Origin of the sequence: Corallococcus sicarius (assembly GCF_003611735.1) — a bacterium.
In the GTDB taxonomy this organism is placed as follows: domain Bacteria; phylum Myxococcota; class Myxococcia; order Myxococcales; family Myxococcaceae; genus Corallococcus; species Corallococcus sicarius.
The window spans coordinates 46,229-63,406 of the sequence record NZ_RAWG01000006.1 but is presented as its reverse complement, the minus strand read 5'-3'; the positions used below and the strand labels follow the sequence as shown (position 1 = coordinate 63,406).

Annotated in this window: 15 protein-coding genes and 1 riboswitch; of the genes, 5 read left to right on the top strand and 10 right to left on the bottom strand. The window is 70.8% G+C overall.

What is annotated here, in order from left to right; translation table 11 throughout:
- Positions 1-77 precede the first annotated feature (77 nt).
- Positions 78-1,004: a LysR substrate-binding domain-containing protein gene (locus D7X12_RS01960; protein WP_120623562.1), complete on the top strand. Its 927-nt coding sequence runs from the start codon at positions 78-80 to the stop codon at positions 1,002-1,004.
- A gap of 10 nt (positions 1,005-1,014) precedes the next feature.
- Here D7X12_RS01960 and D7X12_RS01955 read toward each other — a convergent pair whose 3' ends face one another.
- Positions 1,015-1,707, bottom strand: a complete 693-nt coding sequence (locus tag D7X12_RS01955; RefSeq protein WP_244224294.1) for a glutathione S-transferase N-terminal domain-containing protein — start codon at positions 1,705-1,707, stop codon at positions 1,015-1,017.
- Positions 1,708-1,760: 53 nt separating this feature from the next.
- Here D7X12_RS01955 and D7X12_RS01950 point away from each other — a divergent pair, with 53 nt between their 5' ends.
- Positions 1,761-2,693: a LysR family transcriptional regulator gene (locus D7X12_RS01950; protein ID WP_120623560.1), complete on the top strand. Its 933-nt coding sequence runs from the start codon at positions 1,761-1,763 to the stop codon at positions 2,691-2,693.
- Positions 2,694-2,828: 135 nt separating this feature from the next.
- Here the strand turns inward: D7X12_RS01950 and rraA are convergent, their stop codons facing one another.
- The 4 genes from rraA to D7X12_RS01930 form a co-directional block, all read right to left on the bottom strand.
- Complete coding sequence (gene rraA / locus D7X12_RS01945; RefSeq protein ID WP_120623576.1) at positions 2,829-3,344, bottom strand: ribonuclease E activity regulator RraA; 516 nt, start codon at positions 3,342-3,344, stop codon at positions 2,829-2,831.
- Between the two features lie 218 nt (positions 3,345-3,562).
- Positions 3,563-4,864: a hypothetical protein gene (locus tag D7X12_RS01940; protein WP_120623559.1), complete on the bottom strand. Its 1,302-nt coding sequence runs from the start codon at positions 4,862-4,864 to the stop codon at positions 3,563-3,565.
- 96 nt (positions 4,865-4,960) lie between these two features.
- On the bottom strand, positions 4,961-6,259 hold the full coding sequence (locus tag D7X12_RS01935) for a universal stress protein (RefSeq protein ID WP_120623575.1): 1,299 nt from the start codon (positions 6,257-6,259) through the stop codon (positions 4,961-4,963).
- On the bottom strand, positions 6,256-9,057 hold the full coding sequence (locus D7X12_RS01930) for a cation-translocating P-type ATPase (RefSeq protein WP_120623558.1): 2,802 nt from the start codon (positions 9,055-9,057) through the stop codon (positions 6,256-6,258). The genes D7X12_RS01935 and D7X12_RS01930 overlap by 4 nt, the downstream gene beginning before the upstream one ends.
- A 210-nt stretch (positions 9,058-9,267) precedes the next feature.
- Between D7X12_RS01930 and D7X12_RS01925 the strand changes: the two genes are divergently transcribed.
- Both D7X12_RS01925 and ahcY read left to right on the top strand, forming a co-directional pair.
- Entirely contained in the window at positions 9,268-9,567 is a 300-nt protein-coding gene (locus D7X12_RS01925) for a hypothetical protein (protein ID WP_120623557.1), read from the top strand.
- 134 nt (positions 9,568-9,701) lie between these two features.
- Positions 9,702-9,774, top strand: a riboswitch (S-adenosyl-L-homocysteine riboswitch).
- An 85-nt stretch (positions 9,775-9,859) separates the two neighbouring features.
- Positions 9,860-11,290 carry an adenosylhomocysteinase gene (ahcY, locus tag D7X12_RS01920; protein ID WP_120623556.1) on the top strand — a complete coding sequence of 477 codons (1,431 nt, stop codon included), beginning with the start codon at positions 9,860-9,862 and terminating at the stop codon, positions 11,288-11,290.
- Positions 11,291-11,378: 88 nt separating this feature from the next.
- On the opposite strand, the gene sthA is transcribed toward ahcY, so the two are convergent.
- Positions 11,379-12,776, bottom strand: coding sequence for a Si-specific NAD(P)(+) transhydrogenase (gene sthA / locus D7X12_RS01915; protein ID WP_120623555.1), 1,398 nt, complete (start codon positions 12,774-12,776; stop codon positions 11,379-11,381).
- 106 nt (positions 12,777-12,882) lie between these two features.
- The gene (locus D7X12_RS01910) at positions 12,883-13,341 is read right to left on the bottom strand and encodes a cupin domain-containing protein (protein ID WP_120623554.1); all 459 of its coding nucleotides are present in this window, start codon (positions 13,339-13,341) and stop codon (positions 12,883-12,885) included.
- A gap of 83 nt (positions 13,342-13,424) precedes the next feature.
- Between D7X12_RS01910 and pdxR the strand changes: the two genes are divergently transcribed.
- Complete coding sequence (gene pdxR, locus D7X12_RS01905) at positions 13,425-14,861, top strand: MocR-like pyridoxine biosynthesis transcription factor PdxR (protein ID WP_120623553.1); 1,437 nt, start codon at positions 13,425-13,427, stop codon at positions 14,859-14,861.
- Positions 14,862-14,875: 14 nt separating this feature from the next.
- On the opposite strand, the gene D7X12_RS01900 is transcribed toward pdxR, so the two are convergent.
- The 3 genes from D7X12_RS01900 to D7X12_RS01890 are packed head-to-tail and all read right to left on the bottom strand — an operon-like array spanning position 14,876 to position 16,970.
- The gene (locus D7X12_RS01900) at positions 14,876-15,334 is read right to left on the bottom strand and encodes a nuclear transport factor 2 family protein (RefSeq protein WP_120623552.1); all 459 of its coding nucleotides are present in this window, start codon (positions 15,332-15,334) and stop codon (positions 14,876-14,878) included.
- A 26-nt stretch (positions 15,335-15,360) separates the two neighbouring features.
- The gene (locus tag D7X12_RS01895; RefSeq protein WP_120623551.1) at positions 15,361-16,380 is read right to left on the bottom strand and encodes an NADP-dependent oxidoreductase; all 1,020 of its coding nucleotides are present in this window, start codon (positions 16,378-16,380) and stop codon (positions 15,361-15,363) included.
- On the bottom strand, positions 16,377-16,970 hold the full coding sequence (locus D7X12_RS01890) for a DUF2239 family protein (protein WP_120623550.1): 594 nt from the start codon (positions 16,968-16,970) through the stop codon (positions 16,377-16,379). Before D7X12_RS01890 ends, D7X12_RS01895 begins: the two co-directional genes overlap by 4 nt.
- Positions 16,971-17,178 lie beyond the last annotated feature (208 nt).

The window sequence follows — 17,178 nt, the reverse complement described above, 5'->3', positions numbered from 1 at the left end:
GCGGCCCCGGGGTGATTGGGCCAAGACATCGTTTGGATGGGAGTGATAGGCAGGGGTTATCGGTTGTTGGAGGATCCATGGCCTCGCTCAACGACATCTCCCTGCGGCAACTGGAGTACGTGGTGGCGGTGGCGGACACCCTGGGCTTCCGGCGGGCGGCCGGGCAGTGCCATGTCTCCCAGCCCGCCCTGAGCGCGCAGATCCAACAGCTGGAGGCGGTGCTCGGCGTGAAGCTGTTCGAACGGGACGCGCGCCGCGTGATGCTCACGCCCGCGGGCGGGGAGCTGGTGGTCCGGGCGCGGCGGGTGCTCCGGGAGGCGGAGGACCTCCTGAAGGCGGCGGCGCGGATGGGTGACCCGTTCGCGGGCCCGCTGCACCTGGGCGTCATCCCGACGGTGGCGCCCTACGTGCTGCCGGAGGTGGTGCCCGCGCTGGTGGAGCACTACCCGAAGCTGAAGCTGCGGCTGCGCGAGGAGAAGACGGCGCTGCTCATGCGCGACCTGGACGAGGGCCGGCTGGACGCGGCGCTCCTGGCGTTGGACACGGAGCTGGGCCGGGCGGTGGAGCACGAGGTCATCGCGGAGGACCCCTTCGTCGTCGCGGCGCCCCCCGGGCACCCGCTGGAGCGCAAGAAGCAGGTGCGGCTGCGCGACCTGGATGACGAGGACGTGCTGCTGCTGGAGGACGGGCACTGCTTCCGCAGCCAGACGCTGGCGCTGTGCACGCGGGTGGGGGCGCGCGAGGTGGACTTCCGCGCCACCAGCCTGACGACGCTGGCGCAGATGGTGATGGCCTCCGGCAGCGTCACGCTGCTGCCCCAGCTCGCGGTGTCCATGGAGAACCGGCAGGGGCAATTGGTGGTGCGGCCCTTCGCGCCCCCGGGGCCGGGCCGGACGATCGCGCTGGTGTGGCGTCCCGGTCACCCGAGGCAGGAGGCGCTGCGCGCCATCGCCGGGACGCTGCGCTCCGTGTGGCCGGGCCTCAAGGCGGGAGCGAAGCGCTGACGCACCGCTGTTACGGGCGTGCCTTGCGCTTCTCGAGCTCGGCCATGTACATCCCGCGCTCCTCCGCGAAGGCCTTCGCGACGCCAGGGCGCTCCGACAGGCGCGCGAAGTAGGCGCTGAGCGCGGGCCACTTCTTCAGCTCGATGGGCGTCGCCACGCACCAGCCCAGCACGGTGACGAGGTACGCGTCCGCGACGCTGAAGCGCTCCAGGAGGAACTCGCGCCCGGTGAGGTGCTGCTCCACGTAGGCGAGCCGGGGCGTGCTCTTCGCCAGGGCATAGGCCCTCCCGCCTTCGGTGCCCGCCGAGTCGAGGAGCGGGGAGAAGGTCCCCCTGTGCAGCTCCGTCCCGATGAAGGACAGCCACTGCTGGAGCCGCGCGCGGCCCCGCGGGTCGGTGGGCGCGAGGTTCGCGTGGGGCAGCGCCTGGGCCACGTACTGCAGGATGGCGGCGTTCTCCGTGAGGACGTCCCCGTCGTCGGTGCGCAGCGCGGGGACGAGCCCGAGCGGGTGCACCTCCAGGTAGTTCTTCCCGTCGTGCGTGCGCTTCGTCTTCGAATCGACCTCGATGTACGTCGCCTCGGTGCCGGCCTCGTAGAAGCACATGCGCGTCGCGGCGGAGCAGGAGAGGGGGGAGAAGTAGAGCTGCATGGGACGGTCCTCCAGGACATGGAAGCGGGTGGTCTTCGCGACAACGGAGGGCACTCTCCATCCGCGAAGGGGATGCGTCCAACGCATCGTTGACATAGACTCGATGCATGGAAGACATCGCCCCTCCACCGGCCACCCGCCTCGACGTGCGCGACCTGCGCGTGGTGCTGGCCCTGGCCTCCGCGGGCACCACGGCGAAGGCCGCGGCCGTCCTGCACCTCACGCAGCCAGCGGTGAGCCGCGCGCTGCTCTCCGCGGAGGAGCGCCTGGGAGCGCGCCTCTTCGAGCGGACGCCTCGCGGGCTCGTGGCCACCGCGGCGGGACAGGAGCTGGTGACGGGCGCGACCCGGCTCCTGGTGGAGCTGGGCGACCTGGAGCACCGCGTGCGCGCGCCCGTGGCGCCGTCCGTGCGCCTGCGGCTCGTGTGCGAGTGCTACACGGCCTACCACTGGCTGCCGTCCGCGTTGGTGACGCTGCGCAAGAGCCTGCCGGGCCTCGACCTGTCGCTGTCGGTGGAGCACACCCAGGCCCCGGTCCAGGGTCTCCTCGCGGGGGAGCTGGACGTGGCGCTCATCACGACGGCGTCCGTCCCTCCTCGCAACGGGCTTGAAGCGCGGCCGCTCTTCGCGGATGAGATTGTCTTCGTGATGGCCGCGTCACACCCGCTCGCGTCCCGCAGGGCGCTGACGCGCGAGGACCTCCGCGGGTGCACGCTCCTCACCGGACTGACTCCTCCGGCGGAGTCGCACTGGTTCCTGACGCAGGTGTTCGGCCGCGAGCGGCCCCGCCTCAAGTTGGAGCGGCTGCCGCTCACCGAGGCCATCCTCGACGTGGCCCGCGCGGGCCTGGGCGTCGCGGTCATCTCCGAGTGGATCACCACCCCGCACCTGGCGAAGGGCGGTCTCGTCACGAAGCGGCTGGCGTCAGGCCCCCTGCGGCGGCCCTGGCGGATGGCGTGGAGGAAGGAAGTCGGGGACGCCGCTTCCCGCCTCCTCGCCGCGCTCGAAGCCACCGTGCCCCGGGGGCTCGCGGTGGGGTGAGGCCCGCGCTTGGGTCAGACGCCGGCGGGCTCCGTGGTCAGCAGCCTCAATCCCAGCCGGGGCGCGTGGTGGGCCCGGATGTACCGCCCCCTCCTACCGCGACTCGCGCCGAGCACCCGTCCCAGGCGGACCGCCTCAGCGCAGCGGCTTCGCCGACGTGACGATGCCGTCCGCGTCCGCGTAGAGGTGATGGCCCGGCAGGAAGGTCACGCCCGCGAAGCGCACCTCCACGTCGCGCTGGCCCTCGTTGCGCTTGCCGCTCTTGAGCGGGTGGGTGCCCAAGGCCTTCACGCCCACGGCGGTGCGGCCCACCTCCTCCGCGTCGCGGATGCAGCCGTTCACCACCACGCCCGCCCAGCCGTTCTTCTGCGCAAGCGCGGCGAGCTGGTCCCCCACGAGCGCGCAGCGGCGGCTGCCACCGCCATCCACCACCAGCACGCGGCCCCTGCCGGGCTCCTCCAAGGCCTTGCGCACGAGCGAGTTGTCCTCGGGCGCCCGCACGGTGCTGATGGGACCTGCGAAGTCGCGGCGGCCGCCGTAGTCCACGAAGCCGGAGTCGGCGATCTGGAAGTGCGCGGTGCCCGCATGGGCGTCGCAGAGGTCGGCGGTCTTCAGCGCGGAGGCAGGGGCGGGGTCGGGTGAGTCACTCATCAACCCAGCCTGCGCAGGGCCTGCATGGAGACGCAACCCTCAACCTCTTCCCGAACCCGATGGAAGGCGGCGTGGACCCTGAAGGCTGCCCGGCCCCGCAGTGCTACTCCTTCCAGGACATGGAGCACCAGCGGCTCACGAGGCCGGTGCTCCCGACCGCCGCGCGCCGACCTTCCGGGCCGGCGCGCGGCGGCTGAAGCGGTGTTGGAGGCACCGCCTCAGATTTCGCGTCCCAGGCCCTGGGCGTTGCCGCTGTACGTGTTGCCGCTCTCGCTGAAGGTGGCGCTCTTGAAGACGTAGACGCCATACGCGGGGCTCCCCGAGATGACGGTGTCGGTGAGCTGGAGCCGGCCCAGGCCCGAGGAGTCCACCGCCCCGCCCACGGAGATGTTGGCGATGATGTCCCCGTCCCGCGTGAAGTAGTCGCAGCAGAAGTCGTCCGAGCCGCCGTTGCGCACCTCGGCGAAGGCGATGACGTTGTTGCCGCCCGCGGAGCGGAAGGAGAGGCCCTTCCAGTAGCCCGGCGTCTCGGTCCTCCCCGTGAAGACGATGCGGTCCGCCGCCGTGCCCCGCGCCACCAGCGAGCCATTGCCTTGGATGCGGAGGCCGGACTGCGCCTCGAACTGGAGCCGCGTGCCCGGCTCGATGGTGAGCGCGCCGGTGTAGGAGATGGTGGTGTCCGGCAGGCCGGTGGAGATGCCGTAGGGGACGTCCAGCTTGCGCATCGTCTGCGTCGCTCCGGAGTCCGCGACCGGCGCGCCCAGGACGTGGACGACGTTGTCGCCGTTGGCCGCGGGGTTGGCCGGGCTGTTGCCGGAGTAGATGCTCGCGCTGTCGAGCGCGCCCACGATGGACAGGCTCACGGTGACGGGCGCGCCCAGGTTGCCGCGGAAGATGTTCTGCGAGAAGCCCGGCAGCCGCGCGCGGTTGAAGGCGAAGAGGCCCATGGTGCCGCTCTTCTCCACCGTCGTGTGCGTGAGGCGCACCTGGCTGACGGTGTCCTGCTGGGAGCCCACCACCACGCCAGCGCGCGCGTCCACGCTGCCCCCGGGGCCGTAGAAGAAGTCACAGCAGAACGCGTCCTCGCTGCCCGCGTAGGAGATGAGCACGTGCTCCAGCACGTTGGCGGGGTTGTTGGACTTGAACGCGAGCCCCTTCCAGAAGCCCGGCGTGGCCGTCGTCCCGGTGAAGGTGATGGGCGCCTCCGGCGTGCCCACCGCGTTGAGCGACCCCGTCGCCGTGACGAGCAGCCCCGCGTTGGGACCGAAGCGGACCACCGTGCCCGGAGCGAGCGTCAGCGCGCCGCTCACCTCCACGACGCCCGTCACCGCGTAGACGCAGCGCTCATCACCGGGGGCCCAGTTCGTCGTGCTGCCCAGCTTGCCGGAGATGTCCCGCACGCAGGCGCCGCCGGGCCCGGGGTCCTCGCCGGGGCCGTCGTCTCCACCGCCACAGGCCGCCAGCAGGGAGGTGGCCAGGAGCGGAAGCAGCCGCGGAAGGCGAAACAGGGAAAACGCCATGGGGTCACCTCGAAAAAGGGCGGGCGTAAATGCCGCCATCGGAGGTGATTACGCCGGCCGGCGCGCATATTCCGGCCGGGGTGGGAAACAGGGCGCTTACGCGCGGGGCATGCGCACCGTCACGGTGGGCCGGTCGGTGCGCGCCATCACCTGCTGGGCCACCGAGCCCAGCACGACCCGGCTCACCCCGCCGCGGCCGTGCGTGCCCAGGCAGAGCAGGTCCGCGTCATACCGTTCCGCGGCCTGGGTGATGACGCCCGCGACGTCATCCCCGGTCAGCACCGACAGCTCCACCTTGTGCTTCCCGTCATGCTCCGTGCGGGGCACGCGCAGCTCCAGCTGGTGTCGCGCCGCCTGGAGCTGCTCGGGGGTGGCCTTCGCGGATTCGACGTGCAGCAGGTGCACCGTGCCCCCGGGCGGCGTCAGCGCGAAGGCATAGGCGATGGCGCGGTCCCCCTGCTCCATGAAGTCCGTGGTCGCCAGCACCGTGCGCACCCGGGGCGGCTCTGCTTCCAGGACCTGCTCGGCCGCGAGCACCGGTACGCTCACCACCGACATGGAGGCCAGCCGCCGCGCGTGGTGCGACACGCTCCACAGCCGGGCCAGCGCCTTGCGGTGATGCGTGCCCACCACCAGCAGGTCGGCCTTCTCTTCGGAGGCCAGCGCGACCAGGTGATCCGCGACGCGGCCCAGGCCCGGCTCCAGGCGCGTGCGGACCGGCAGGCCCGCCGAGCGCAGCGGCTCCAGCAGCGTGTACACCTCGTGCTCCAAGGCCTCGCGCAGCTCCGGAGACACGTCCTTGTAGCTGTGCGGGTGCTCCAGCCCCAGCCGGTTCGCCTCCTCGGACACCCAGAAGACGCGGCCGCCCACCACCTCCAGCGGCCCGCACTTCGCCAGGGTCTTCACCCAGTCCCGCGCGACCTCGAAGGGCCGCGAGCGGTCCACCCCCAGCATCACCCGCAGGGGGCGCTCGCCGCGCGCCCAGGCCTCCAGCGCGGTGCCTTCCCGGACCACCAGGAAGGGCACCTCCAGCGCCTGGGCCATCCGGTCCACCGTGCCCCCCAGGCCCAGGAAGGGGGTCTCCTCGCGCGGCGCGGCGGCCACCACCAGCCGCGCACCGCGCTTCACCGCGAACTCGGCCAGGGCCGTCTCCGGCTCCCCCGTCAGCAGGACGCGCTCCGCCTTCACACCGCACAGCGCCTCCAGGCGCCGGGCTTCATCCTGGAGCGCGGCTTCGCCGGCATCCCAGACGGCCTGACCGAAGATGCGCGCCACGTTGCCCGGCAGCACGTGGACCAGGCAGAGCGGGACCTCCATCCGTTTCGCGAGGTGGGCCGCCGTTTCACAAGCGCGCAGGGAGGCGTCGGAAAAATGGGTGGCACAGACAATGGTCATGGCGACGTCCAGGTCGGTGAGGGGTGGAAGGGAGTCATGCCCCCGTGGCGCCTTCCGCCCCGCGAGCGCAGCCACTTCTCCAGCCCCACGATGGGCAGCACCACCGCGCCGGCCAGCACCGAGCGGGCGATGTCCCCGGCGGACAGGGGCGCGGAGCCGAAGATGCGCTGGAAGAAGGGCACGTACATGAACGCGGCCTGTAGCAGAACCAGCGTCGCGATGCCCACGAACACGGTGCGGTTGCCCCACAGCCCCACCTCCCGCATCGAGCCCATCAGGGTGCGGCACAGCCACAGGTAGAAGATCTGGAAGCTGATGACGGTGTTGACCGCCATCGTCTGCGCCTCGGCCAGCCGCCCGGGGCCCGACGCGTCCCGGCCGGGGCCCTCGCGCGTGAACTCCCAGAGGAACAGGCCAATGGCGCCCGCCGCCATCAGGAGCGCGACGAGGCCGGTGCGCATCATCACGAAGCGGTTGAGCACCGGGGCGTCGGGGGCGCGGGGCGGGCGGCTCATGACGTGGCGCTCACGGGCCTCGAAGGCCAGGGGCAGCGCCAGCGTGACGGTGGCCACCAGGTTGATCCACAAGAGCTGCGTGGGCCGCATGGCCATCAGCGGCGCGTGCACACCCGCAGCCTCCTGGATGGGGAAGAAGGCCACGGCCGCCATGAGGATGAGGGCGAGCCCCAGGTTGGTGGGCAGCACGAAGGCCAGGGACTTGATGAGGTTGTCGTAGACGCGGCGGCCCTCCTCCACGGCGGAGACGATGGTGGCGAAGTTGTCATCCGTCAGCACCAGGTCCGCCGCCTCGCGGGACACCGCCGTGCCGGTGATGCCCATGGCCACGCCGATGTTCGCCTGCTTGAGCGCGGGGGCGTCGTTGACGCCGTCGCCCGTCATCGCCACCACGTGGCCCTCCGCCTGGAGCGCCCGCACCAGGCGCAGCTTGTGTTCAGGGGCCACGCGCGCGAACACGTTCGTGTCCTTCACCGCCTGGAGGAGCGCCGCGTCGTCCAGCGCGGACAGGCGCGCGCCCGTGAGGCCCGGACGCTCCGCCGAGTGGATGCCCAGCTGGAGCCCGATGGCCTCCGCCGTGGCCAGGTGGTCGCCGGTCATCATCTTCACGTGGATGCCCGCGCTGTGGCAGCCCTTCACCGCGGCCACGGCCTCCTCGCGAGGCGGGTCGATCATCCCCTGCAGGCCCAGCAGCGTGAAGCCGTCCTCCACGTCCTCCGCCTGGAGGGCCGTGGCCCCGGGCGCGTCCTTGCGCGCGACCGCGAGCACGCGCATCCCCTGCCGGGCCATGCGCTCCACCTCCGCCAGCACGGCGTCTCCTCCTGTCTCCGGCACGCAGCGGCGCAGCACGACCTCCGGGGCGCCCTTGAGGAACAGGTCCCGGTTCTCCGGACCGTCCGCGTGGAGCGTGGCCATGAACTGCTGCTCCGACTCGAAGGGGATGGCGTCCAGGCGGGGGCGGCGCTTGCGCACGTCGGCCACGCCCAGCCCCACCTTCTCCGCGGCGACGAGCAGCGCGCCCTCGGTCGGGTCCCCCGTCAATCGCCAGCGTCCGGCGCCGTCCTGCCCGGAGCCGGCCAGCAGGCTGGCTTCGTTGCAGAGCACGCCCGCGCGCAGCAGGCAGATGACGTCCTCGGGAGGCGCGTCGGTGGGCTTGCCGCCCCACAGGAGCTGGCCTTCGGGGGCGTGGCCCACGCCGGTGAGCTCGTAGCGCCCGTCCCGCGTCCACAGCGCGCGCACGGTCATCTCATTGCGGGTGAGGGTGCCCGTCTTGTCCGTGCAGATGACGGTGGTGCTGCCCAGCGTCTCCACCGCGGGCAGCTTGCGGATGACGGCGCGGCGGGCCGCCATGCGTTGCACGCCAATGGCCAGCGCGATGGTGACGATGGCGGGCAGGCCTTCCGGGATGGCGGCCACCGCCAGGGTGACGGCCACCATCACGGCGTCGCTGAACGCATACCCGCGCACCATCCCCACGCCGAGCAGCACGGCGGACAGCAGGACGATGCCCGCCGTGATGATGCGGCCCAGCCGCGCCAGCTCGCGCGTGAGCGGCGTGCTCAGGTCGGTGGCCTGCTCCATCAAGTGGGAGATGCGGCCCAGCTCGGTGGTGCTCCCCGTGGCGACGACGACCGCCGTCGTCGTGCCGGACGTCACCAGGGTGCCCCCGAAGGCGAGGCTCGCGCGGTCCCCCAGCTCCGCGTCCCGGGCCACGGCCGCGACGCGCTTGGTGGACGGGACGGACTCCCCGGTGAGGGCGGCCTCCTCCACCTGGAGGTTGCGCGCGTGGAGGAGGCGCACGTCCGCGGGCACGCGGTCACCGGACGCGAGCTGCACGACGTCACCCGGCACCAGCCGGGAGGCGGGCAGGGCCACCGGGCGTCCGTCGCGCACCACCGTGGTGGACTCCGGCACCATGTGGCCCAGGGCCTGGATGGCCTTGCCCGCGCGGTACTCCTGCACGAAGCCGATGAGCGTGTTGAGCACCACCACGGCGGCCACCACCAGCCCGTCCGTCACCTTGCCCAGGAGGATGGCCAGCGCGGCGGAGGCGATGAGCACCCAGATGAGCGGGCTGTTGATCTGCCGCCACAAGAGCTTCCACGCGCTGTCGCCGCGCTCGCGCTGCAGCACATTGGGGCCGTGGCGGGCCAGGCGCTCCACGGCCGCCTGCTCCGTGAGACCCGTGCCCGTGCTCTCCAACTGCTCCAGCACCGCTTCAGGCGGCAGGGCATGCCACGCGACGGGCCTGCCTTCACCCTCATTGCCCGGCTGCTCGCGCATGGCGTGTCTCCCCCGGAGGGAAGCTGGGCACTCCCGGACGCAGGGACCTGGAACGGCAGCCTTGGGCTCGTCGGCCAGCAAGCCCGGCTGCGTTCATGCTGGATGTTTGTGATTTATTTGGATTTGGCGGGAAGGCTGGTTTTTCAAGGTGAGGGCAGGAATGATGGATGGGGCGGACTGTCCCGCGCATCGCGACCTGCGGAGTCACCCATGCTGAGCAAGAGCGCCCTGGGGGCGTGCATCGCCGCCCTGTTCCTCACCGCCTGTGGAGGCGCGCCCACCGGAGAGGAAGTCCTCGAACCCGCGTCTGAAGCCGCCGCGCCGGAGGTGACGGCGCAGGCCTGGAGGCTCTGCAACGGGCGGAGCATCTCCACCCGCTACTTCTACAGTGACTCCTCCATGACGACCATCGTCGGCCGGCAGAACTGCGGCTGCACCACCGGTGGCGGCGAGCGCTACGGGATCACGACCGGGTACTACGAAGACGTCGTCTTCTCCACCTGCCGGTAGCGCTGGCACGAAGTGGGGGCGGGTAGGGGGACGGGCGGATGTCCTCCAGTATCCCCCTCCATGCGACCGCCGGCCGGGCCCGGGCCGGCAATCTCCCTTTGAAATCCGGAGCGCCTTGCCGTAGTTTGCAAGGCGACTTCGAGGAGCGTTGCGAGGCCTTCCCGGCCCCAGGCTCGAAGCCGAATGACCCAACGGCGCTCACCTGTACGCGTTTCTTGCGAGGGTGAGTCCGGCCGAAGGTCTGACCTCCTCCTCGCCAGGACGGCGCGCCACCTGGACCCGGAGCCATTCCATGACCGCAGCCAACAAGCAGCAGAAGCAGGACTACGCCGTCGCCGACCTCAAGCTCGCCAGCTGGGGCCGCAAGGAGATCCGCATCGCCGAGAGCGAGATGCCCGCGCTCATGGCCATCCGCGACGAGTACGCGAAGCAGCAGCCCCTGAAGGGCGCCCGCGTGACGGGCTCGCTGCACATGACCATCCAGACGGCGGTGCTCGTCGAGACGCTCCAGGCGCTGGGCGCGCAGGTGCGCTGGGCGTCGTGCAACATCTTCTCCACCCAGGACCACGCGGCCGCCGCGCTGGTGGAGGCCGGCACGCCGGTGTTCGCGCACAAGGGCGAGTCCCTGAAGGAGTACTGGGACTTCACGCACCGCATCTTCGAGTTCGGCCCCGCCGGCAGCGACCACGAGGGTCCGAACATGATCCTCGACGACGGCGGTGACGCGACCCTGCTCATGCACCTGGGCAAGCGCGCGGAGAAGGACCTGGCCGTCATCGCCAACCCCGAGAGCGAGGAGGAGCGTGAGCTGTACGCCTCCATCAAGGCGAAGCTCGCGGAGGACGCGACCTGGTACTCCCGCAAGAGCGCCAAGATCATGGGCGTCACGGAGGAGACCACCACGGGCGTGCACCGCCTGCAGGAGATGTCCAACAAGGGCACGCTGCTGTTCCGCGCCATCAACGTCAACGACAGCGTGACGAAGAGCAAGTTCGACAACCTGTACGGCTGCCGCGAGTCCCTGGTGGACGGCATCAAGCGCGCCACGGACGTGATGATCGCCGGGAAGATCGCCGTCGTCGCGGGCTACGGCGACGTGGGCAAGGGCTCCGCGCAGGCCCTGCGCGCGCTGTCCGCCCAGGTGTGGGTGACGGAGATCGACCCCATCTGCGCGCTCCAGGCCGCGATGGAGGGCTACCGGGTCGTGACGATGGACTACGCCGCGGACAAGGCGGACATCTTCGTCACCGCCACGGGCAACAAGAGCGTCATCACCCACGAGCACATGGCGAAGATGAAGGACCAGGCCATCGTGTGCAACATCGGCCACTTCGACAATGAGATCGAGGTCGCCTCCCTGGAGAAGTACCAGTGGGAGGAGATCAAGCCCCAGGTCGACCACGTCATCTTCCCGGACAACAAGCGCATCATCCTGCTCGCCAAGGGCCGTCTGGTGAACCTGGGCTGCGGCACCGGCCACCCCAGCTACGTGATGTCCAGCTCGTTCGCGAACCAGACCATCGCGCAGATCGAGCTGTACTCGCACAGCGACAAGTACCAGGTGGGCAAGGTCTACGTGCTGCCCAAGCACCTGGATGAGAAGGTCGCCCGGCTCCAGCTCAAGAAGCTCAACGCGCAGCTCACGGAGCTGACGCCGGAGCAGGCGAGCTACATCGGCGTGGAGAAGTCCGGTCCCTACAAGCAGGACACCTACCGCTACTAAGCGCGGGCGTCCGTGACACCCGGGGCACCGTGGGCCGTACGCCCGCGGTGCCCTTCGTCGTTCCTGCCCCCGGGTTCGGCGGACGGCGTCAGAACAGGCGGTTGAGCCCGTTGAGCGCGGCCACGCGGTAGGCCTCGGCCATGGTGGGGTAGTTGAACGTGGTGTTGATGAAGTAGTTGATGCTGTTGCCCGCCCCCTCCTGCGCCATGATGGCCTGGCCGATGTGGATGATTTCGGAGGCGTTGTCGCCGAAGCAGTGGATGCCGAGGATTTCTCGCGTCTCCCGCTGGAAGAGCAGCTTCAGCATGCCCACGGTGCGGCCGGTAATCTGGGCGCGCGCCAGGCTCTTGAAGAAGGCGTGGCCGACCTCGTAGGGGACGCCCGCCTGGGTGAGCTCGCGCTCGGTGCGGCCCAGGCTGCTGATCTCGGGGCTGGTGTAGATGCCGGTGGGGATGTCCTTCACCAGCTTGTGCTCCAGCCGCCCTTCCACGATGTGCGTGGCGGCGAAGCGGCCCTGGTCATACGACGCGCTCGCCAGGGACGGGGCACCCACCACGTCGCCCACCGCGTAGATGTGGGGCACGGCGGTCTGGTACGCGTCATTCACCTGGATGCAGCCGCGCGAGTCCACGGTGATGCCCAGCGCCTCCAGGCCCAGGTCGCTGCTGTTGCCGGAGCGGCCGTTGGCCCAGAGGAAGACGTCTGCCTTCAGCCGCTTGCCGCTCTTCAGGTGCAGCACCACGCCGTCGTCGTGGGCCTCCACCTGGGTCATCTCCTCCTGGTGGCGGATGAGCACGCCCTGCTCGCGCAGGTGGTAGGAGAGGGCGTCGGAGATTTCATCGTCCAGGAAGGACAGCAGGCGGTCGCGCGTGTTGACCAGGTCCACCTTCGTGCCGAGCATCCGGAACATGGAGGCGTACTCGCAGCCGATGACGCCCGCGCCGTAGATGATCATCGACAGCGGGGCTTCGCGCAGCCGCAGGATGGTGTCCGAGTCGAAGATGCGCGGGTGGCGGAAGTCCACGCCCCCCGGGTGGTAGGGCCTGGAGCCGGTGGCCACGACGAAGGCCTTGGCGGACAGCAGCTCCACGGAGCCGCGCGGCTCCGACACCTCCACCGTGTGGGCATCCCGGAAGCGCGCCCGGCCCACCACCAGCTCCACGCGGTTGCGCTCGTAGAAGGTGCTGCGCAGCTGCACCTGCTTGGACACCACGGACGACGCGGCGCGCATCATGTCCGCCAGCGGCGTGTGGCGCGCCAGCTCCGAGCGCAGCTCCGGGTGGTCCCGCTGCACGTCCATCAGGCGCTGGATGGCGTGGCGCAGCGCCTTGGAGGGAATGGTGGCGGTGTGGGTACAGGCGCCCCCCACCAGGGGGCTCTGCTCCACGGAGCACACCCGGCGGCCGGACTTCACCGCCTTCATCGAAGCGCCTTCACCCCCCGGACCCGAGCCGAGGACCACCACGTCGAACTGCCGAGCACTCATGGTGTACGTGTTTCCCCCAACCCCGGCCCCGAGGGAAGAAAGCTGCTGTGGGCGGGGGCTCGCCCGCCCGGGTGCTCCCTCACGTGCCAGGGTCGGGGGGGCTTCCTCACTCGCAGGTCGCCAGGAACTCCGCGCCGTTCTCCTGGCACCAGCGCCGGTAGCTCTCCAGCCGGTCGGCGGGCATCGCGGAGCGGAGGACCTGGCCGTCCTCACCCAGGTACTCAATCCCGCCGCGGACGTTGATGAGCAGGACCACCGGCTCCTCGCCCACCACCTTCCAGCTGTCGACGTTGCCCTGCGGTTCGTAGACGTAGCCGCCGGGGCCCACCACCTCTCCGGTGTCGAGGAGCTGGCGACGGCCCGCGAGGTTGAAGGCGTGCACCTCGCCGGTGTGACGGTGGCGCGGGATATGGGTGCCGGGCTCCAGCCGGAACAGGTACACCCAGCCGCTCCCGTCGCGGAAGAAGCGGAGCGGCTTGTACGAGAGGCCCGGAGACTCCATGGGGATCCACGGGATGCGTTCGGAGTCGACGGGGAGGGACGCGAGGAGGGTGGAGGCGGTCATGGGGGCAGGATGCCTTCCTGCTGGACCCGTGGGAGGGCCAGGATTGACGATTTCCATTGGGCCAATCCATGGGAGCATCGGGCATGGATTTCCACGTGACCCTCCAGGGCCGCCGGGACCTGTCCGGGCAGATCTACCGCGAGCTGCGCGCGGCCATCCTCGATGGGCGCCTGCGACGCGGGGAGCGGCTGCCGCCCACCCGGGAGCTGGCGCTGCGCCTGGACGTGTCCCGCAACACCGTGGGCGTGGCCTACGAGTGGCTCACCGCCGAGGGGCTCCTGGAAGGGCGGACGCGCGCGGGCAGCTTCGTCCAGGGCGAGCCATCCTCGCGGCGCGGTCGAGCGGAAGCGGCCCCCGGGGTGCGCCTGCGCGCCCGGGCCTTCTGGCGCGAGCTGCCCGGGGAGCCCGTGCTCCTGGCTCCCACCGCCTACGATTTCCGCATCGGCATTCCGGATGCCTCGCACTTCCCCTTCGAGACGTGGCGCAGGCTGGTGGCGCGCCAGCTCCGGGCCGCCACGCTGTCCGAAGGGTATGCCGAAGCGGCGGGGCACGCGGGGCTGCGTGAAGCAGTGGCCCGGCACGTGGGCGTCGCGCGGGGCGTCCACGCGGAGGCCGACGACGTCCTCATCACGCATGGGGCGCAGCAGGCGCTCGACCTCGTGGGACGGGTGCTCCTCGAACCGGGGGACTGCGTCGCGGTGGAGGACCCGGGCTATCCGCCCGCGCGGCTGTTGTTCCAGTCCCTGGGCGCGCGCGTCGTCCCCGTCCCCGTGGACGCGGAGGGGCTCGACGTTCGCGCGCTGCCGGACTCCGCGCGCCTCGTGTACGTCACGCCGTCCCATCAGTTCCCGCTGGGCATGCCCATGTCCCCGGCCCGGCGGAGCGCGCTGCTCGACTGGGCGAAGCAGCGGGACGCGGTCATCATTGAAGACGACTACGACAGCGAGTTCCGCTTCGGTGGCCGGCCCCTGGAGACGCTGCATGGGTTGGATCGCTCCGGCCGCGTCCTCTACGTGGGGTCGTTCTCGAAGGTGATGCTGCCGGTGCTGCGGCTGGGTTTCCTCATCGCGCCGCCGTCGCTCCAGCGGGAGCTGCGGTGGGCCAAGCGCGTGATGGACTGGCACAGCCAGCTTCCAGCGCAGGCGGCGCTCGCGCGCTTCATCGACGGAGGGCTGCTCGCGCGGCACATCCGCAAGATGCGGCGGGAGTACGAGGAGCGGCACGAGCGCGTCCTGGAAGGCCTGACGCGCCACTGCGGTGACTGGCTTCAACCCCTGCCATCCATGGCGGGCCTGCACCTGAGCGCGACGTTCCGGCGGGGAGGCCTGAAGCTGGAGCGGGAGGCCGTGGTGCGGGCCCATGCGGCGGGCGTCGGGCTCTTCACGCTCTCACGCTACTGCGCCGGGCCTCGCGCGAAGGCGGGCCTGGTGCTCGGCTATGGCGCGATACCGACCTCGCGCATCGCGGAGGGATTGCGGCGCCTGGGCGCCTGTATTGCCGCGGCGTCGGGTGGGGCCTGACGCGTGGATGCGGCTCAGGGGGCGGCGGCGGGCTTGGACAGTTTCGTCACGTGGCTCGCGGCGAGCTTCCACTGGCCTTCGCGGTAGACCCAGGTGTCGGTGAACTGGAAGTCGCCCGCGAATTGCACCTTGCCGGAGTGGCCCTTGAGGGTGGTGATGCCGGTGACGACGGCGGCGTCGCCGTACAGGACGACCTTCTGGTGGTGGTTCTTGAAGACCTCGTAGACGGGGTCTCTCTTGGACACCTCCGCGAGGTTCTGGTCGAAGTTCGTCACGGTGCCCTGCGAGTCCGTGAGCGTGAACTTCTTGTCCAGGCTCTTGCGCAGGGTGTCGGCGTCGCCGGCTTCGAAGGCGCGGCAGAGGGCCGCTTCGACCCTGAGCAGGTCGCGTTCGTCCTGCGCGGGGTCGCGGGCTTCAGCAGTGGCGCTCGCGGCGACAGCGAGGACGGCGGTCAGCGTGGTCTGGAAGTTCATCCGCGGCTCCCTGCGGGGTGGGGGACTCAGGTGGCGATGCGAACCAGCTGCTTGCCCAGGTTGTTCCCTTCGAACAGGCCCTGCAAGGCCATGGGCGCCTGTTCCAGTCCTTCAGCGACGGTCTCGGCGCAGAGGAGCTGCCCGCTGGCGGCCCAGGTGGACAGCTCGCGGAAGGCCTCTGGGAAGCGCGAGACGTGGTCGAGGAAGATGAAGCCTTCCATCCTCGCCCGCTGGAAGGCGAGCTGCATGTAATTGCGAGGCGCGACGCCGTAGCTGTTGTCCTTGTAGCCCGACGCGATGGATCCGTTGAGCACCACCCGCGCACCGCGAGCGAGGTGGTCCAACGCGGCCTCCAGCACCGGACCGCCCACGTTGTCGAAGACGACATGCACACCCTGCGGCGCGAGTTCTCGAAGGCGAGCTCGCACGTCCTCGGACTTGTAGTCGATGCACGCGTCGAACCCGGCGACCCGGGTGACCCAGTCGCACTTGCGCGGTCCGCCCGCGATGCCGATGACGCGGCAGCCCCGGAGTCGGGCCACCTGCCCCGCGATGCTGCCGACGCTGCCCGCGGCGCCAGACACGAGGACGGTCTCGCCCGGAGCGGTGCGGCCGATGTCCGTGATGCCAATCCAGGCGGTGAGACCGCTCGCGCCGTAGAGGTTCAACATCGCCTTGGGGTCGATGCCGTCCGGCACCTTGTTGAAGCCGAAGAGGCCGGCGTCTTGGGTCAACACGTAGTCCTGCCAGCCCGTCAGCCCCGCCACGTGGTCGCCCACCGCGAGCCGCTCCGTCCGGGAGGCGATGACCTGGCCCACGCCCGCGCCCCGCATCACCTCTCCGAGCGCGACGGGCTGCGTGTAGGTCGCATGTGCGTTGAGCCACGTGCGCTGCGTCGGTTCAATGGCCAGCCAGAGGACGCGCACGAGCGCTTCACCGGGGCCGGGCGTGGGCACGGGGCGTTTGCGCAGCTCGAAGCAGCGATCGGAGACGTCATCCAGCGGGCGCGCTCGCAGCACCCACTGGCGGTTGACGGGTGTACTCACGGCGCCTCCCTGGTGAACGCGGGAGCCGCGAGTCGGCGTGCGCAGTCGCGGATGTCGTCCGGCCACGCGCGGGTCCACTTGTTGAAGCGGGCGCGGTCACCTGCGTAGAGCGCGCGGGCCGCTTCCTCGTAGCCCGGAGCGTTGCCGGCCATCGTGGTCATGAAGCGATCCGCGGCGGCCTGGGCCTGACGGACGCGGTCGGCATCGCCGTGCGTCGCGCGGGCAGCCTCCACCAGCTTGCGCAGCGCCACGGAGGCGCCGCCCGGCTGGGTGGCCAGCCACTCCCAATGCCGGGGCAGCAGCGTCACCTCGCGGGCCACCACGCCCAGCTTCGGACGTCCGGGGCCGCGGGACTCGGAGGCTTCCGCCGCAGGCTCTGGCGCTGGCTGGAGGCGGGCGAGCACCTCCTCCAGCGAGCCGCGCAGGTGGAAGTCGACCTGACGGCCCGTGGCGTCATCGAACAGCAGGAGGGACTCGGGTTCCCCAGCGTCGAGCGCGCGGCGGGCCGCGGTGACGACCTCGGACGGAGGACCGGAGGCGAGGAGGCGCTGTCCCGCGAAGGCGGTCCAGCAGTCAGATGGGGAAGGCATGGGCAGATATTACCCGGGTATAAATAGGCGTCAATTCTATCCGGGTAGAACATGCTTGGTGGAAACGGACCCCGTCCTTCAGTCGGTGTCGCCCCATGGGGGGGCCCAGAGGGTTAGGTGGTCTCACGTTGCCGCATCGGGCCAAGCCGCTATCCGCGAGTTCTGATTGCGGCGCTCAGGCGCAGAGAGAGTGCGCTCCTACCCTGGG

What these genes read in the sequence shown, in the direction of transcription:
- D7X12_RS01960 (WP_120623562.1), top strand. Translation starts at nt 78, where the DNA reads ATGGCCTCGCTCAACGACATCTCCCTGCGGCAACTGGAGTACGTGGTG.
- D7X12_RS01950 (WP_120623560.1), top strand. Translation starts at nt 1,761, where the DNA reads ATGGAAGACATCGCCCCTCCACCGGCCACCCGCCTCGACGTGCGCGAC.
- rraA (WP_120623576.1), bottom strand. Translation starts at nt 3,344, where the DNA reads ATGAGTGACTCACCCGACCCCGCCCCTGCCTCCGCGCTGAAGACCGCC.
- D7X12_RS01940 (WP_120623559.1), bottom strand. Translation starts at nt 4,864, where the DNA reads ATGGCGTTTTCCCTGTTTCGCCTTCCGCGGCTGCTTCCGCTCCTGGCC.
- D7X12_RS01935 (WP_120623575.1), bottom strand. Translation starts at nt 6,259, where the DNA reads ATGACCATTGTCTGTGCCACCCATTTTTCCGACGCCTCCCTGCGCGCT.
- D7X12_RS01930 (WP_120623558.1), bottom strand. Translation starts at nt 9,057, where the DNA reads ATGCGCGAGCAGCCGGGCAATGAGGGTGAAGGCAGGCCCGTCGCGTGG.
- D7X12_RS01925 (WP_120623557.1), top strand. Translation starts at nt 9,268, where the DNA reads ATGCTGAGCAAGAGCGCCCTGGGGGCGTGCATCGCCGCCCTGTTCCTC.
- ahcY (WP_120623556.1), top strand. Translation starts at nt 9,860, where the DNA reads ATGACCGCAGCCAACAAGCAGCAGAAGCAGGACTACGCCGTCGCCGAC.
- sthA (WP_120623555.1), bottom strand. Translation starts at nt 12,776, where the DNA reads ATGAGTGCTCGGCAGTTCGACGTGGTGGTCCTCGGCTCGGGTCCGGGG.
- D7X12_RS01910 (WP_120623554.1), bottom strand. Translation starts at nt 13,341, where the DNA reads ATGACCGCCTCCACCCTCCTCGCGTCCCTCCCCGTCGACTCCGAACGC.
- pdxR (WP_120623553.1), top strand. Translation starts at nt 13,425, where the DNA reads ATGGATTTCCACGTGACCCTCCAGGGCCGCCGGGACCTGTCCGGGCAG.
- D7X12_RS01900 (WP_120623552.1), bottom strand. Translation starts at nt 15,334, where the DNA reads ATGAACTTCCAGACCACGCTGACCGCCGTCCTCGCTGTCGCCGCGAGC.
- D7X12_RS01890 (WP_120623550.1), bottom strand. Translation starts at nt 16,970, where the DNA reads ATGCCTTCCCCATCTGACTGCTGGACCGCCTTCGCGGGACAGCGCCTC.